Below are 17,462 nucleotides of genomic sequence, written 5' to 3' on the forward strand. Positions count from 1 at the left end.
AACACCAAGTTGTTTTAGTTAACGGAGTATTACATGTCCAGAAGGCTTCGCAGAACCAAGATCGTCACCACCTTAGGCCCGGCTACTGACCGCGATAACAATCTTGAGAAGATTATCGCCGCGGGCGCCAACGTGGTGCGCATGAATTTCTCTCACGGCTCGCCAGAAGATCATAAAATGCGCGCGGATAAAGTTCGTGAGATTGCCGCCAAACTGGGACGCCACGTGGCGATTCTGGGAGACCTCCAGGGGCCAAAAATTCGTGTTTCAACCTTCAAAGAAGGCAAGGTTTTCCTCAACATCGGCGATAAATTCCTGTTAGACGCCAACCTCGGCAAAGGCGAAGGCGACAAAGAGAAAGTCGGCATCGATTATAAAGGTCTGCCGGCAGACGTCGTGCCTGGCGACATTCTGCTGCTCGACGACGGACGCGTTCAGTTGAAAGTGCTGGAAGTTCAGGGCATGAAAGTGTTCACCGAGGTAACCGTCGGTGGACCGCTTTCCAATAATAAAGGCATAAACAAGCTGGGCGGCGGTCTGTCTGCGGAAGCGCTGACCGAAAAAGACAAAGCGGATATCGTTACTGCCGCGCTGATCGGCGTTGATTATCTCGCCGTCTCCTTCCCGCGCTGCGGCGAAGATCTGAACTACGCGCGTCGCCTGGCGCGTGACGCGGGCTGTGATGCGAAAATCGTTGCCAAAGTGGAACGTGCTGAAGCGGTGTGCGATCAGAACGCGATGGATGACATCATTCTGGCCTCCGATGTGGTGATGGTTGCCCGTGGCGACCTCGGCGTTGAGATTGGCGACCCGGAGCTGGTCGGTATTCAGAAAGCACTGATTCGTCGCGCGCGTCAGCTGAACCGCGCGGTGATTACCGCCACCCAGATGATGGAGTCGATGATCACCAACCCTATGCCTACCCGTGCGGAAGTTATGGACGTGGCTAACGCCGTGCTGGATGGGACCGATGCGGTCATGCTGTCAGCAGAAACAGCCGCAGGCCAGTACCCGGCGGAAACCGTCGCCGCAATGGCGCGCGTATGCCTCGGCGCGGAAAAAATCCCGAGCATCAACGTCTCTAAACACCGTCTGGACGTTCAGTTCGACAACGTGGAAGAGGCCATTGCAATGTCCGCCATGTACGCCGCGAACCATCTGAAGGGCGTGACTGCGATCATCACCATGACCGAGTCTGGTCGTACCGCGCTGATGACCTCTCGCATCAGTTCCGGTCTGCCGATCTTCGCCATGTCCCGCCATGAGCGCACGCTGAACCTGACGTCTCTGTATCGTGGCGTTACGCCGGTACATTTTGACAGCGCGGCTGACGGTGTGGTGGCTGCAAGCGAAGCGGTAAACCTGCTGCGCGACAAAGGCTATCTGGTCTCCGGCGATCTGGTGATCGTGACCCAGGGTGATGTGATGAGCACCATCGGATCTACCAATACCACACGCATTCTGACCGTAGAGTAACGTGATGTTTGCCCGGTTTCTCCGGCCCATGCCCGTACAGGCATGGGCAGATGAAGCCGCCGTCCTCTGCTGTGAGTAAAAAAACCTCTCTGACGAGAGGTTTTTTTTATTTGATGGGATACAGCTCTTTGCGCTTGTATGGCTGGATTTCACCCGGCTTGCGTGTTTTCAGCAGCTTCAGGATCCAGGTATATTGCTCAGGGTGCGGGCCGACAAAGATTTCCACTTCCTCGTTCATCCGACGGGCAATAGTGTTGTCGTCAGCGGTCAACAGATCGTCCATCGGCGGGCGAACCTGAATAGTCAGGCGATGGGTTTTACCGTCATAGACCGGGAACAGGGGGATGACGCGCGCGCGGCACACTTTCATCAGGCGGCCAATCGCTGGCAGCGTCGCTTTGTACGTTGCAAAGAAATCCACAAACTCGCTGTGTTCCGGACCGTGATCCTGATCGGGAAGGTAGTAGCCCCAGTAACCCTGGCGCACCGACTGTATAAACGGCTTGATGCCGTCGTTACGCGCATGGAGACGACCGCCGAAACGACGACGCACCGTGTTCCAGACATAATCAAACACCGGATTTCCCTGGTTATGGAACATCGCCGCCATTTTCTGCCCCTGCGAAGCCATCAGCATCGCCGGAATATCCACACCCCAGCCGTGCGGCACCAGAAATATCACCTTTTCGTCATTACGACGCATCTCGTCGATGATCTCCAGCCCTTCCCAGTCAACGCGTGACTGTATTTTTTCAGGGCCGCGTATCGCCAGCTCCGCCATCATTGCCATCGCCTGCGGCGCGGTGGCGAACATCTCATCAACAATGGCCTCGCGTTGCGCTTCGCTTCGTTCGGGAAAGCACAACGATAAATTGATCAGCGCACGACGACGCGAGCTTTTGCCCATGCGTCCGGCAAAACGCCCCAGCTTTGCGAGCAGCGGGTCGCGAAAAGAGGCTGGCGTTAAGGCGATGCCCGCCATTGCCGCGACGCCCAACCAGGCGCCCCAGTAACGGGGATGGCGAAAGGATTTTTCAAATTCAGGGATGTACTCAATATTATTTTTTTTTGTTTCCATGCTCGTCCAGTGCCTGATGACGCAAACAATAAATCTGATGATAGTGTAGCGGCGCACCCTGCCGCGCACAAAATAAAAAAGCCGGCACACCATTGCGTACCGGCTTTCTGCGCGTAGGGGTTAATCGAAACGTAACTGTGGCAGAACTTCTTTCACCTGCGCCAGGTAATCCGTACGATCTTTACCGGTCAGCCCTTCCGTACGCGGCAGTTTCGCCGTCAGAGGGTTCACCGCCTGCTGGTTAATCCACACTTCATAGTGCAGATGCGGCCCCGTAGAGCGTCCGGTATTACCGGAAAGCGCGATACGATCGCCACGTTTCACTTTCTGCCCAGGTTTAACCAGCAGTTTACGCAGGTGCATATAGCGAGTGGTATAGGTACGACCATGACGCACCGCCACATAGTAACCCGCCGCGCCGCTGCGCTTCGCCACGACCACTTCGCCGTCACCGACAGAAAGCACTGGCGTACCCTGCGGCATGGCGAAATCAACGCCACGGTGCGGCGCAACGCGTCCCGTAACCGGGTTAGTACGACGCGGATTAAAGTTAGAGGAGACGCGGAACTGTTTGGCCGTCGGGAAACGCAGGAAGCCTTTCGCCAGGCCGGTACCGTTGCGGTCGTAGAACTTTCCGTCTTCAGCGCGGATCGCATAATAATCCTTGCCCGCAGAACGCAGACGCACGCCCAGCAGTTGGCTCTGTTCACGCTTGCCGTCAAGCATTTCACGCGACATCAGCACCGCAAACTCATCGCCTTTCTTCAGCTTGCGGAAGTCCATCTGCCACTGCATAGCTTTAATAACCGCGCTGATTTCTGAACTGGTCAACCCGGCGTTTCTGGCGCTGGCGACAAAGCTGCCGCCGACGGTGCCTTTCAGCAGGCTGTTGACCCAGTCGCCCTGTTGCGTTTCCGCCGTCATTTTAAAACCGTTTGCCGCCGTCCGATCATAGGTACGGGTTTCACGACGCGACATTTCCCAGGTCAGGCGCTGTAAATCGCCATCGGCTGTCAGCGTCCACGAAAGCTGCTGACCGATTTTCAGGTTACGCAGTTCTTTATCCGACGCGGCAAGCTGAGTGATATCGCTCATATCAATGCCGTACTGATTCAGGATACTGCTCAGCGTATCGCCAGTGGAGACAACATATTCATGAACGCCCGCTTCGCTCGAAATTTTATCGTCCAGCTCATCCTGCGGAATGGCTTCATCTTCCTGCGCAGCCTGATCGATAGGCTCGCTGGCCTCAGGAAGCAGAGAACGAATTTCGCTTTTTTCCAGTTCGATGGTTTTAACGATGGGGGCGGAATCGGGGTGGTAAACATAGGGCCGCCATACAGCGACGGCCAACGTAAGAACGGTAAGTGACCCCAGCATAACGCGATGGGGTCTTGGCAGATTATTAAATGCCAGAGCGACAGAGCGGGCTATCTGTTGCACGTATTCACTTCCTCATTAATCTCCTTTCAGGCAGCTCGCATACTGGTTCGCTAATTGGCTTAAGAACGCGGAATAGCTCGTTTTACCCAGTTTGATATTCGTCCCGAGCGGATCCAGCGTTCCCATTCGAACGGATGTCCCTCTCGCAACGGCTTCGACGACCGCTGGCCTGAACTGCGGCTCAGCAAAAACGCAGGTTGCTTTTTGCTCAACCAACTGTGTTCGTATTTCATGTAAACGCTGCGCACCAGGTTGTATCTCAGGGTTTACGGTAAAGTGACCCAGCGGAGTCAGCCCGTAGTGTTTTTCGTAATAGCCATAGGCGTCATGAAAAACAAAATAACCTTTACCCTTGAGCGGTGCCAGCTCGTTACCGACCTGCTTATCGGTTGCGGCTAATTGTGCCTCAAAATCTTTCAGGTTGGCGTCAAGTTTGGCTCGACTTTGCGGCATAAGTTCCACTAATTTTTCATGGATTGCAACCGCTGTAGACCGCGCTATCTCTGGGGAAAGCCAAAGATGCATGTTGTACTCGCCATGATGGTGATGCGCATCACCTTTTTCACCGTGCGCAGCGTCATGATCGTGTTCATCCTCGTCGTCATCCGCGCCTTTCATGAGCAACGGTTTCACGTCATTCAGGTGCGCAATCGTTACCTGTTTCGCCTGCGGGATTTTACTCACCGGTTTTTCCATGAACGCTTCCATTTCCGGACCAATCCAGACGACTAAGTCCGCGCCCTGTAAGCGTTTTACATCCGATGGACGCAGTGAATAATCATGCTCGGATGCCCCGTCCGGAAGTAATACCTCCGTCTCCGTCACGCCGTCGGCAATCGCCGACGCGATAAAACCTACTGGCTTAAGCGAGGCAACAACGGCGGCGTTTGCAGCCTGGGTTGCACCACCCCAAAGAGCGGCGGATAATGCAGCGAAAAGAAGCGTATTTTTATGTAACATAATGCGACCAATCATCGTAACGTTTGTGTGAATTGTGATATTATAACATTCCACGACATCTGCAAGACTAAAATTGACATGACGACTTTGGTATCACTGGAAAATGTCTCGGTCTCTTTCGGGCAGCGCCGCGTGCTCTCTGACGTGTCGCTCGAGCTCAGACCCGGCAAAATTTTAACGCTTCTTGGGCCTAACGGCGCCGGTAAGTCGACCCTGGTCCGGGTTGTGCTCGGTCTGGTAGCGCCGGACGAAGGGGTGATCAAGCGCAACGGAAAATTGCGTATCGGTTACGTCCCACAAAAATTATATCTCGACACCACCTTGCCGCTCACGGTCAATCGTTTTTTACGCCTGCGTCCCGCGACCCGCAAAGAAGATATCCTGCCAGCGCTGAAGCGCGTGCAGGCAGGCCATCTTATCGACGCGCCGATGCAAAAGCTGTCCGGCGGCGAAACCCAGCGCGTACTGCTGGCCCGCGCGTTGCTGAACCAGCCGCAGCTTTTGGTGCTGGACGAGCCGACACAAGGCGTGGATGTCAATGGTCAGGTCGCGCTGTACGATCTTATCGACCAATTGCGTCGTGAATTGGATTGCGCAGTGCTGATGGTCTCCCATGACCTGCATCTGGTGATGGCGAAAACCGACGAAGTGCTGTGCCTTAACCACCACATCTGCTGTTCAGGAACGCCTGAAATCGTTTCCATGCACCCGGAATTTATCTCGATGTTTGGCCCACGTGGCGCTGAACAGTTAGGGATTTACCGTCATCACCATAATCATCGCCACGACTTACAGGGTCGTATTGTGCTGCGCCGGGGAAATGGTCACTCATGATTGAATTGTTATTGCCCGGCTGGCTGGCCGGGATCATGCTGGCTTGTGCGGCTGGCCCGTTAGGTTCGTTTGTTGTCTGGCGCCGGATGTCCTATTTCGGCGATACGCTGGCCCACGCGTCGCTGTTGGGCGTGGCCTTCGGGCTTCTGCTGAATGTTAATCCGTTCTACGCGGTTATTGTTGTAACCCTGATGCTGGCGGCAGGCCTGGTGTGGCTGGAAAAACGCCCTCACCTCGCCATCGACACACTGCTTGGCATTATGGCCCACAGCGCGTTGTCGCTTGGCCTGGTGGTGGTCAGTCTGATGTCAAATATTCGCGTTGATCTGATGGCTTATCTGTTTGGCGACCTGCTGGCCGTGACGCCGGAGGATTTGCTTTCCATCGCCATTGGCGTGGTGATTGTGTTGGGGATCCTCGGCTGGCAGTGGCGGAATTTATTGTCGATGACCATCAGTCCCGACCTGGCGTTCGTCGATGGCGTGAAGTTGCAGCGCGTGAAGCTGCTGCTGATGCTGGTCACCGCGCTAACCATCGGCGTGGCGATGAAGTTCGTGGGTGCGCTGATTATTACCTCCTTGTTGATTATTCCCGCCGCCACCGCGCGACGGTTTGCCCGTACGCCGGAACAAATGGCCGCGGTAGCAGTGGTAGCAGGCATGATCGCGGTGACAGGCGGCCTGACCTTCTCCGCGCTCTACGATACTCCCGCCGGTCCGTCAGTGGTGTTATGCGCCGCGCTGCTTTTTATCCTCAGCATGATGAAAAAGCAGGCGAACTGATATGCGCACGTCGCATGCGATGAAAAACAAAGCCCGGTTTCACCGGGCTCTGAACACAACGTACTTTTTCAACTGTAAGCATTGAGTGTTCGCTGGCACAGCGCCGAGCGCACACAATCCTCTTTGCCAAAGCGGACAATGCCGACCATTTCATCTTCACTGAAGCGCGCCAGCGCATCGCTTAATCCAGACTGAACGTGCGCGGGTAAATCGCATTGGGTGATATCCCCATTCACAATGACCGTCACGTTCTCCCCGAGGCGAGTTAAAAACATTTTCATTTGCGCAGCAGTGACATTCTGAGCCTCGTCGAGTATGACCACCGCATTTTCAAATGTACGTCCGCGCATATAGGCGAACGGCGCGATTTCTACCTTACCGATTTCAGGTCGCAGGCAATATTGCATAAAGGATGCCCCGAGCCGTTTAACCAGCACGTCGTAAACAGGCCGGAAATACGGGGCAAACTTCTCCGCTACATCCCCAGGTAAGAAGCCGAGATCTTCGTCGGCCTGCAGAACTGGACGGGTTACGATGATCCTGTCAACATCCTTATGTATCAGGGCCTCTGCTGCTTTTGCCGCGCTGATCCAGGTTTTACCGCACCCGGCTTCGCCCGTGGCGAAAATCAGTTGTTTACTCTCGATAGCATTCAGGTACTGCGACTGAGCGTCATTACGCGCCTTGATTGGCGTGGTGTCGCGACTGTCGCGCGCCATGCCGATCGCTTCTACGCCACTCATCTGCACAAGCGAGGTGACCGATTCTTCTTCACGCTGTTTATGACTGCGCGAGTCCCGTCTCAGCACACGTTTTGCCTCACGACGAGCTTTGATCACTGCTTTTTGTCTTCCCATGGATAGCACCTTGAGTTGTTGGTATTCATCACACGCGCCGTTGGCAGCGCGATTATGCGCACAAACATCTGAGGGTTGGCTTCCTTGTAAGCCATGACTTGCCTTTCGAAAAGACGCCACGCACGGCTACGCGCACCGACAATGGCGTCCGTATGACATCGTAAAAGGAGGGGGGAGAGAAATTTAGCGGTGACGAGGGGGCAACCGGATGAAAGACGTCCGCGAAAGAGAGTGCATTGATGTTCAACAAGCTGTCCAGTACAGGACCTTACCATCCGCGATCTCCATAGTGAATGTTCATCACCGCCGGGAACTACCGCTCTTACTTTTAAGTACATCAGAATTTAGTAATATTGCAACAATATATTTACATAATATTAACTGAATTCACTTTTGATGTTGGCAACAGTCTCTTACAAGCATATTACAAAATTATTTCAAAAATCGGATCATACAAAAAAACTATTTTTTTAAGCCGCGCCGTCAGCCCTGTCCGTGGACAGGGTGACAGTATCAGGCTTCAAGGAGCGACTGGCCAAGATAATGATCCGGAACCTTCACGCCAGGAAAAACAAAGAAGTAGCCTCCACCAATCGGCTTTATGTACTCCTCCAGCGCTTCCCCATTCAGACGCTTTTGCACTGCCAGAAAACCTTTTTCGAGATCGTGCTGATAGCAGACAAACAAGAGTCCCATATCAAGTTGACCGGAAGGCGTCACCCCGAGGGAATAGCTGTAGCCACGGCGCATCATCAGACTGGAGTGGGTTTCCGGCGTGCGTGGATTGGCAAGACGTATATGGCTGTCCAGCGCAATCACATTCCCGTCCGGATCGCTGGCATAGTCGGGCACGTCATGCTCGTGCCGCATTCCCAGCGGCGCTCCCGTCTGCTTGTCGCGACCAAAAATTGTCTGCTGCTCTTTAAGCGGCGTCCGGTCCCAGAACTCTACGCGGAACTGAATCAGACGCACCGCCTGATACGTGCCGCCAATCGCCCACGCAGGTTCATTTTGATCTGAGGTAATCCATACCACCGCCTGCATAAGTTTGTCATCGCGGCTGTCCGGGTTTGCCGTACCGTCCTTGAAACCCAGCAAATTGACAGGCGTCTCTTTCCCTTTGCTCCGCGCCGCGTGGTCGGATATAAACCCTTCCCGCTTCCAGCGAATGCTCAGCAGATCCGGCGTGTGCTTGATGATATCGCGCAGGGCATGTATCACCGTATCCTGAGTATTGGCGCAAATCTGCAACAGCAAATCGCCATGACACAGCGCGGCGTCCAGCGAGTCATTGGGGAAACGGGTCATCTTTTGTAGCGATGTCGGCATGTGTGGCTGCAAGCCGAAACGCGCATCAAACAGCGAATAACCCGCCGACAAGGTCATGGTGAGGTTATCCGGAGCAATGTAGGCCCCAAGAATGCCCGAGTCCATTGGCGGCAGACGGGGGTTAGGCGTATCCGGCGCAGGACCGCCGTGAGTCAGAAAGGCAATGCGCTTTGTCAGCAGACGGAACAAACGTTCGAGATGGGCCCTTTCACTCGCCAGGACGTCAAAAGCCACCAGCATCATCGACGCCTGCTGTGGCGTCAGGATCCCGGCCTGATGCGCACCATAAAACGGCTGCCTCTCGTTGCGGGCATCCGGCGCTAACGTCCCCGGGGTGCTGCGCGTTTTTTGCGCATGAGCGACCGGACATCCGCCGGCCAGCGCCAGTGTGCCGCCAAGAGCGCCCATCCCTTTCAGTAAACGTCGGCGTGACGGCTCGCTCACGCCGATTTTGTCATCGTCCTGCATCGCGGTTAATCCAGTCCCAGTACGCCGCGTAGCAGCGCGAGATCTTCCGCAAGCGCGGTAATTGGTCCCTTCAGGGCGTTACGGTCAGCCCCGGTCAGCTTGTCGTAGGTTTCAAAACCGTCCGGGGTGCGGTATTTCGCGAGGATGGTATCGACTTTTTTAAAGTTAGCATCCACCTTTGCCAGCAGTTCGGCGTTTGCATCCTGCAACTGCGGACGCAACAGGTTGACAATTTTCTGCGCGCCATCAACGTTGGCCTGGAAATCCCACAGATCGGTGCGGCTGTAGCGTTCTTCTTCGCCACTGATTTTGGTGGCGGCCACTTCTTCAATCAGCGCCGCAGCCCCACCCACCACTTTGGACGGCGGGAACGCAAGTTCACTGATGCGTTTTTGCAGATCCTGCACGTCCGTATACAGCCTGTCGGCGTATTGCGCCATACCTTTATTGCTATTGTCGCTGAACAGTGCCTTTTCCAGACGGTGAAAACCGGTGAATTTCGGGTCAGCGGCTTTCTGTTCGTAGTCGTCTTCGCGGGCATCAATGCTGCCGTCGAGATCGGAGAACAGTTCGGCAATCGGTTCAATACGTTCATAATGTTGCCGCGTCGGCGCATACAGCGACTTCGCTTTATTCATGTCGCCTACCTTCACCGCATCGGTAAAGGCTTTTGTCCCGGACACCAGTTGCGCGATTTCGGCGGTGACAAAGGCTTTGTATTCGCTAATGGCGTCGCTCAGACGTAACAGCGCGTCGCTTTGCGCCCCTTCAACGCTAGCGGCGCCTTTAACAACCAGCTTCCCTTTGGGATTGGTCAGCAGGCCGCAGGTCATTTCATATTCGCCCGGCTGCAGATTAGCGGTCATTTTCTGGCTGAAACCGGGCGCGATATTTTCGCGCTCCTCAACCACCATCACCCCTTTAAGGATTTCCCATTCCAGCGCTTTCTGACTGTGGTTTCGAATGATAAATTGTGTCTTACCGGCGTTCACCGTAAGCGTCATCGGCTCGCACCGTTTATCGGTTACCGTCACATTCACTTGCGGCACGTCGGCGGCATGCGCCGGCAAGGTGGAAGCGAAAAGCGCGGCCATGCCAGGCAGCAGCGCACTCATGCGGAAGTTTTTCGTCATGACCATCCCTTTAAAGTATGTTGTAACTAATTAAAAATTTGCGTCGCACTGCCTTATGGCGTGATGCCTGACGCGGTTGCGCCTGTACGCGGCGGCAATACAAACAGCACCAGCGCCGGTATCAGGTAGATAAACCAGACCGCCACCTCGCTAACACTTGGCGCTTCCTGGTAACCAAAAATGCCTTCCATCAGGGTGCCAAACAATGAATGTGTCGACAGAACGGCGCTTATATCAAACGCAACATCCTGGAAGTGATTCCACAGCCCCGCCTCGTGGAAGGCGCGGATCGCGCCCGCCGCCAGACCTGCCGCCACCAGTAAAATGAACAGGCTGGTCCATTTAAAGAAGGCTGCCAGATTCAGACGAATGCCGCCCCAATAAAGTAAGAAACCCAGGATCACGGCAGTGGCCAGCCCCAGCAGCGCCCCTACCGGCGGCCAGAGACCCACGTCCTGTTGAAACGCGGCCAGCAGAAAAAAGACCGACTCCAGCCCTTCCCTCGCTACTGCAAAAAAGACCATCAGGATCAGCGCCCAGCCCTGGTGATTGCCGCGTTGCAGCGCATTGTCCACCGCCTGTTCAAGCGCCACCTTGACGTTGCGCGATACTCTCCGCATCCAGAACACCATCCAGGTGAGGATCGCGACCGCAATCACCGCCACTATCCCCTCGAACAGTTCCTGCTCTTTTTGTGGAAACTCGCCGGTCGTCTCGTTAATCACGATCCCAAGCCCAAGACAAAGCGCGGCGGCGAGAATAACCCCAACCCACATTGTGCGGATCCAACGCCCCCGCTGGGTTCGCTTCAGGTAACTGGCTATCAGGCTGACAATCAGCGCGGCTTCCAGCCCTTCACGCAACATAATCAGAAACGGAACAAACATGCCGGGCACCCTTAACGTTATTGTCAGTCAATTAATGCAAAGAAAAGTAAATTAGAGTGATAGTGATTATCATTACGCAAAATAAAAATTCAAGCGGAATGTCATGAGAATGATGTCTGAATGTAAACACTTAGCGAGGTAAGAATACGTGCCGTTGGGTAAATGGGGGGGATAAAAAGGCCCGCATTGAGCGGGCCTGGAAAGTCGTTGGGCGGAACCTGCAGAAGGTCTCGCGGCAAAGAATGTCTAACGATTAATTTTCCTGCAAACGCGACGGCGGCGCAGAGTGATAGTGCGCATCCGCCTCAGCGAAGCGTTGTAGCATGGCAGACGACGGCGCTTTCCCCAGCAGACTGAAGATAACTATCCCGATACTGCCAAAGATAAAGCCAGGAATGATTTCGTACAGATCCAGCCAGCCAAAGTGTTTCCAGACGATAACGGTGGCTGCGCCGATAATCATCCCCGCCAGCGCGCCGTTGCGGGTCATTCGCGGCCACAAGACGGAGAACAGCACGACCGGACCAAACGCGGCGCCAAAACCGGCCCAGGCGTAGCTCACCAGACCCAACACGCGGTTGTCCGGATTGGCAGCCAGGGCGATCGCCACCAGCGCCACCACCAACACCATCACGCGCCCGACCCACACCAGTTCCTGCTGACTTGCCCCTTTGCGTAGAAACGCCTTGTACAAATCTTCCGTAATCGCGCTGGAACAGACCAACAGTTGGCAGCTGAGCGTGGACATCACCGCCGCCAGAATCGCGGACAGCAGAATACCGGCAATCCACGGATTAAACAGGATTTGCGCCAGCTCAATGAACACTCGCTCAGCATTTTGATCCACCGCACCAGCCAGCGCCGGATTGTTAGTAAAGTATGCGATGCCAAAGAAGCCGACCGCTACCGCTCCTGCCAGGCAGAGGATCATCCAGGCCATACTGATGCGCCGTGCGTGGACGATACTGTGGTGGGAATCCGCCGCCATAAAACGCGCCAGAATATGCGGCTGACCGAAGTAGCCCAGCCCCCAGCCCATCAGGGAAATAATGGCCACAACATTCAGTCCTTTAAGCATGTCGACATTTTCAATGCTCTTTTGCTTGATCACTTCCAGCGACTCGCCAAAGCCGCCAACGCCGATAATCACCATTACCGGGGTCAGGATCAGTGCGAAAATCATCAGGCTGGCCTGTACAGTGTCGGTCCAGCTTACTGCCAGGAATCCGCCAATAAAGGTGTACAGGATGGTCGCCGCCGCGCCTGCCCACAGAGCGGTTTCATAGCTCATGCCAAATGTGCTTTCAAACAGACGCGCGCCGGCCACAATCCCGGACGCGCAGTAAATCGTAAAGAACAGCAGGATCACGAGCGCGGAGATAATGCGCAGGATCCGGCTTTTATCTTCAAAGCGACCGGTGAAATAATCCGGCAGCGTCAGGGCGTTATTGTTGTATTCCGTGTGTACGCGCAGGCGTCCGGCAACCAGCTTCCAGTTAATCCATGCGCCTAATGTCAAACCGATAGCAATCCAGCTTTCCGAAATACCGGAAAGAAAAATCGCGCCAGGTAAGCCCATCAGCAGCCAGCCGCTCATATCCGAAGCGCCTGCGGATAACGCCGTGACGAAGGGGCCGAGGCTGCGACCACCCAAAATATAATCATCAAAGTTCTTGGTTGAACGCCAGGCGATAAAGCCAATCAATATCATGCCAAAAATATATACGCAGAATGTCACCAGCATCGGTGTGCTAATTGCCATAAATTCTCCAAACTTTACTGTTTTATTGCTCTGCCGGAACGTGACAGAGCATGTTGTATTTGCCAGGCGACCGTATCCTGCCGGAAGCGCGGGTTATTCACAATCGATTTAACACACCATTTACATCAATTTTTATTGCAGATGAATACTATTTTCTTGCAGGTTGCACTCTCTCACATTTTTTACGGTTGCACCTTTTAAAAGTGTTAAGTGCCGCAGAGAAAAAGATACCGTTATTCTTTTCGCTGCGGTCATAGCGCTTTCTTTTATTAACAATTCATTCATTTTTAAGCTTGTTATGCAGGTCACATTTAACGTGGTTGCACAAAGTTGCAACATAGTGGATATTTCTCGATAACTAATCGCAGGACATTACCGAATAACAGGAGCAGACGGCATGGGAACCACCACGATGGGGGTTAAACTGGACGACGCCACGCGCGAACGTATTAAGCTGGCGGCCACGCGCATTGATCGCACCCCGCACTGGCTGATCAAGCAGGCCATTTTTAATTATCTGGAAAAGCTGGAAAATGAAGACGCGTTACCGGAGCTTCCGGCGTTGCTGGCAGGCGCGGCAAACGAAGGCGATGAACCGTCTGCCGCGCAGGAAGACGTCCATCAGCCGTTCCTCGAATTTGCCGAGCAGATCCTGCCGCAGTCGGTTTCGCGCGCCGCCATTACCGCAGCGTACCGTCGTTCAGAAACCGACGCCGTTTCCATGCTGATGGAACAAGCGCGTTTGCCGCAGCCGGTTGCCGAACAAGCGCACAAGCTGGCATATCAGTTGGCGGATAAACTGCGCAACCAGAAAACCGCCAGCGGTCGCGCCGGGATGGTTCAGGGACTGTTGCAGGAATTTTCCCTCTCTTCGCAGGAAGGCGTGGCCCTAATGTGTCTGGCGGAAGCGCTACTGCGTATTCCGGACAAAGCAACGCGTGACGCCCTGATCCGTGACAAGATCAGCAACGGAAACTGGCATTCACACATTGGTCGTAGCCCGTCGCTGTTTGTCAACGCCGCCACCTGGGGGTTGCTGTTCACGGGCAAACTGGTTTCCACCCATAACGAAGCCAATCTTTCTCGCTCGCTGAACCGCATAATCGGCAAAAGCGGCGAACCGTTGATCCGCAAAGGCGTGGATATGGCGATGCGTCTGATGGGCGAGCAGTTCGTGACCGGTGAAACCATCGCCGAAGCCCTGGCGAACGCCCGCAAGCTGGAGGAGAAAGGTTTCCGCTACTCTTACGATATGCTCGGCGAAGCCGCGTTGACCGCTGCCGATGCGCAGGCTTATATGGTTTCTTACCAGCAGGCGATCCACGCGATTGGTAAAGCGTCCAATGGTCGCGGCATCTATGAAGGACCGGGGATCTCCATCAAGCTCTCCGCCCTGCACCCGCGCTACAGCCGCGCGCAATACGATCGGGTGATGGAAGAACTCTATCCGCGGCTGAAGTCCCTGACGCTGCTGGCGCGTCAGTACGATATTGGGATCAATATTGACGCAGAAGAAGCCGACCGTCTGGAAATCTCCTTAGACCTGCTGGAAAAACTGTGTTTTGAACCAGAGCTGGCGGGCTGGAACGGGATTGGCTTTGTGATTCAGGCTTACCAGAAGCGCTGTCCGTTTGTGATTGATTACCTGATCGATTTGGCCACCCGCAGCCGCCGTCGCCTGATGATCCGCCTGGTGAAAGGCGCTTACTGGGACAGCGAGATCAAACGCGCGCAGATGGAAGGTCTGGAAGGCTATCCGGTCTATACCCGTAAGGTGTACACCGATGTTTCTTACCTGGCCTGCGCGAAAAAGCTGCTGGCGGTGCCTAATCTTATCTACCCGCAGTTTGCGACGCATAACGCCCACACGCTGGCGGCCATCTATCAGCTTGCGGGACAGAACTATTATCCGGGCCAGTATGAGTTCCAGTGCCTGCATGGCATGGGCGAACCCCTGTATGAACAGGTCACCGGAAAAGTGGCCGACGGCAAATTGAATCGTCCTTGCCGCATTTACGCCCCGGTGGGCACCCATGAAACACTGCTGGCGTATCTGGTGCGTCGTCTGCTGGAAAACGGCGCGAATACGTCGTTTGTTAATCGCATTGCCGACACCACCTTGCCGCTGGATGAGCTGGTGGCCGATCCGGTAGAAGCCGTGGAGAAGCTGGCGCAGCAGGAAGGCCAAACCGGGTTGCCGCATCCGAAAATTCCGCTGCCGCGCGATCTCTATGGCAAAGGCCGCGACAACTCCGCCGGTCTGGATCTCGCCAATGAACACCGTCTGGCGTCCCTCTCCTCTGCCCTGCTCAACAGCGCATTGCAGAAATGGCAGGCGAAGCCGATGCTCGAAGATGCGGTTGCTGAAGGGGAAATGCGCCCGGTAATTAACCCTGCCGAACCGAAGGACATCGTCGGCTATGTGCGTGAAGCGAATGAGGCGGAAGTGGAGCTGGCGTTGCAAAGCGCGGTTAACAACGCGCCCATCTGGTTCGCGACCCCGCCGGAAGAACGCGCGGCGATCCTGCATCGTGCCGCGGTGCTGATGGAAGGCCAGATGCAGCACTTAATTGGCATTCTGGTGCGCGAAGCCGGGAAAACGTTCAGCAATGCGATCGCTGAGGTCCGCGAAGCGGTGGACTTCCTGCATTACTATGCCGGTCAGGTACGCGATGATTTCGACAACGAAACGCACCGTCCGCTGGGTCCGGTGGTCTGTATTAGCCCGTGGAACTTCCCGTTGGCGATCTTCACCGGACAAATCGCCGCCGCGCTGGCCGCGGGCAACAGCGTGCTGGCGAAACCCGCCGAGCAGACCCCGCTGATTGCCGCCCAGGGCGTCGCAATTCTGTTGGAAGCGGGCGTACCGCCGGGCGTGGTACAACTGCTGCCAGGACGCGGGGAAACCGTGGGGGCATCGTTGACCGCTGACAGCCGCGTGCGCGGCGTGATGTTTACCGGCTCAACGGAAGTGGCGACACTGCTGCAACGCACTCTCGCCACCCGACTGGACTCGCAGGGACGCCCGGTTCCGCTGATCGCCGAAACCGGCGGCATGAACGCGATGATCGTGGACTCCTCGGCGCTCACCGAACAGGTGGTCGTCGACGTGCTGGCCTCGGCGTTTGACAGCGCCGGTCAGCGCTGTTCTGCACTGCGTGTACTATGCCTGCAGGATGACATTGCTGACCATACGTTGAAAATGCTGCGCGGCGCGATGGCCGAATGCCGGATGGGCAACCCTGGTCGTCTGACCACGGACATCGGTCCGGTGATTGACGAAGAAGCAAAAAACAACATTGAACGTCACATCCAGACAATGCGTGCAAAAGGCCGTCCGGTGTTCCAGGCGGTGCGTGAAAACAGCGATGACGCCCGCGAGTGGCAGAGCGGTACTTTTGTGATGCCCACGCTTATCGAGCTTGAAAGTTTTGACGAACTGGAAAAAGAGGTCTTCGGCCCGGTACTGCACGTGGTGCGTTACAACCGCAATAACCTGGAGACCTTGATTAAGCAGATTAACGCTTCCGGCTATGGCCTGACTCTGGGCGTCCATACTCGCATTGATGAAACTATCGCCCAGGTTACCGGCTCAGCGCATGTGGGCAACCTGTATGTCAACCGTAACATGGTGGGCGCGGTGGTCGGGGTTCAGCCGTTCGGCGGCGAAGGCTTGTCCGGCACCGGCCCCAAAGCGGGTGGACCGTTGTACCTGTATCGCCTGCTGGCCCACCGTCCGGAAAACGCGCTGTCGATCACCCTGGCGCGTCAGGATGCGGAGTACCCGGTTGACGCTCAGCTTAAGGCCGTGCTAACGGAGCCGCTGACGGCGCTACGCGACTGGGCGCGCGATCGCCCCGAGCTGCATCAGCTTTGCCAGCAATTTGGCGAACTGGCGCAGGCGGGAACACAGCGTCTGCTGCCGGGTCCCACCGGCGAGCGCAATACCTGGACGCTGCTGCCGCGCGAACGGGTATTATGTATTGCCGATGAGGAACAGGACGCACTGGCGCAACTGGCGGCGGTCACCTCGGTTGGCAGTCTGATCCTGTGGCCAGACGATGCGTTCCACCGCGAGCTGGCAAAACGGCTTCCCGCAGCGGTTACCGCCCGTATTCAGTTTGCGAAAGCCGACAGCCTGACTTCGCAGCCATTTGACGCGGTGATCTTCCATGGCGATTCCGATCAGCTTCGCGCACTGTGTGAAGCGGTCGCCGCCCGCGAAGGCGCGATTATCTCCGTGCAGGGCTTTGCCCGTGGCGAAAGCAATATTCTGCTGGAACGGCTGTATATCGAACGGTCGCTGAGCGTGAATACCGCCGCCGCAGGCGGTAACGCCAGCCTGATGACAATCGGTTAATCGTGTAGAATCCCCCCGGTGGCGCTACGCTTACCGGGGCTATGTCTCAACCGTAGGCCGGATATGCACAGCGCATCCGGCTTTTTAATACGG

The 17,462-nt window shown here is 55.6% G+C and carries 12 protein-coding genes; 4 read left to right on the forward strand and 8 right to left on the reverse strand.

The window, feature by feature from the left end; genetic code table 11:
• The first annotated feature begins 33 nt into the window (after positions 1 to 33).
• Positions 34 to 1,476, forward strand: a complete 1,443-nt coding sequence (pyk, locus tag HVX72_RS13060; protein ID WP_042287875.1) for a pyruvate kinase — start codon at positions 34 to 36, stop codon at positions 1,474 to 1,476.
• 106 nt (positions 1,477 to 1,582) lie between these two features.
• Here pyk and lpxM read toward each other — a convergent pair whose 3' ends face one another.
• The 3 genes from lpxM to znuA all read right to left on the reverse strand — a co-directional run bounded on the left by lpxM (position 1,583) and on the right by znuA (position 4,957).
• Entirely contained in the window at positions 1,583 to 2,554 is a 972-nt protein-coding gene (gene lpxM / locus HVX72_RS13065) for a lauroyl-Kdo(2)-lipid IV(A) myristoyltransferase (protein WP_042287878.1), read from the reverse strand.
• 120 nt (positions 2,555 to 2,674) lie between these two features.
• On the reverse strand, positions 2,675 to 3,997 hold the full coding sequence (mepM, locus tag HVX72_RS13070; protein ID WP_042287880.1) for a murein DD-endopeptidase MepM: 1,323 nt from the start codon (positions 3,995 to 3,997) through the stop codon (positions 2,675 to 2,677).
• A gap of 15 nt (positions 3,998 to 4,012) precedes the next feature.
• Positions 4,013 to 4,957, reverse strand: a complete 945-nt coding sequence (gene znuA, locus HVX72_RS13075) for a zinc ABC transporter substrate-binding protein ZnuA (RefSeq protein WP_042288205.1) — start codon at positions 4,955 to 4,957, stop codon at positions 4,013 to 4,015.
• Between the two features lie 78 nt (positions 4,958 to 5,035).
• Between znuA and znuC the strand changes: the two genes are divergently transcribed.
• Together znuC and znuB are read left to right on the forward strand one after the other, a co-directional pair.
• A complete protein-coding gene (znuC, locus tag HVX72_RS13080; RefSeq protein WP_042287883.1) occupies positions 5,036 to 5,791 on the forward strand; it encodes a zinc ABC transporter ATP-binding protein ZnuC in 756 nt (251 codons plus the stop codon).
• On the forward strand, positions 5,788 to 6,573 hold the full coding sequence (znuB, locus tag HVX72_RS13085) for a zinc ABC transporter permease subunit ZnuB (RefSeq protein ID WP_042287886.1): 786 nt from the start codon (positions 5,788 to 5,790) through the stop codon (positions 6,571 to 6,573). The genes znuC and znuB overlap by 4 nt, the downstream gene beginning before the upstream one ends.
• Before the next feature lie 68 nt (positions 6,574 to 6,641).
• On the opposite strand, the gene phoH is transcribed toward znuB, so the two are convergent.
• The 5 genes from phoH to putP form a co-directional block, all read right to left on the reverse strand.
• Positions 6,642 to 7,430, reverse strand: a complete 789-nt coding sequence (gene phoH / locus HVX72_RS13090; RefSeq protein WP_042287889.1) for a phosphate starvation-inducible protein PhoH — start codon at positions 7,428 to 7,430, stop codon at positions 6,642 to 6,644.
• Positions 7,431 to 7,943: 513 nt separating this feature from the next.
• Positions 7,944 to 9,227 (reverse strand): iron uptake transporter deferrochelatase/peroxidase subunit, encoded by a 1,284-nt coding sequence (efeB, locus tag HVX72_RS13095; RefSeq protein WP_181821532.1) that lies wholly within the window; start codon positions 9,225 to 9,227, stop codon positions 7,944 to 7,946.
• 5 nt (positions 9,228 to 9,232) lie between these two features.
• Positions 9,233 to 10,360, reverse strand: coding sequence for an iron uptake system protein EfeO (gene efeO / locus HVX72_RS13100; protein ID WP_181821533.1), 1,128 nt, complete (start codon positions 10,358 to 10,360; stop codon positions 9,233 to 9,235).
• A gap of 53 nt (positions 10,361 to 10,413) precedes the next feature.
• Entirely contained in the window at positions 10,414 to 11,247 is an 834-nt protein-coding gene (gene efeU / locus HVX72_RS13105; protein ID WP_181821534.1) for an iron uptake transporter permease EfeU, read from the reverse strand.
• A gap of 253 nt (positions 11,248 to 11,500) precedes the next feature.
• Entirely contained in the window at positions 11,501 to 13,009 is a 1,509-nt protein-coding gene (gene putP / locus HVX72_RS13110; protein ID WP_042287900.1) for a sodium/proline symporter PutP, read from the reverse strand.
• A gap of 397 nt (positions 13,010 to 13,406) precedes the next feature.
• Between putP and putA the strand changes: the two genes are divergently transcribed.
• A complete protein-coding gene (gene putA, locus HVX72_RS13115; RefSeq protein ID WP_181821535.1) occupies positions 13,407 to 17,369 on the forward strand; it encodes a trifunctional transcriptional regulator/proline dehydrogenase/L-glutamate gamma-semialdehyde dehydrogenase in 3,963 nt (1,320 codons plus the stop codon).
• Positions 17,370 to 17,462: the final 93 nt, after the last annotated feature.

It is taken from the genome of Citrobacter sp. RHB21-C05 (assembly GCF_013889015.1).
Classification (GTDB): Bacteria; Pseudomonadota; Gammaproteobacteria; order Enterobacterales; family Enterobacteriaceae; genus Citrobacter_A; species Citrobacter_A sedlakii.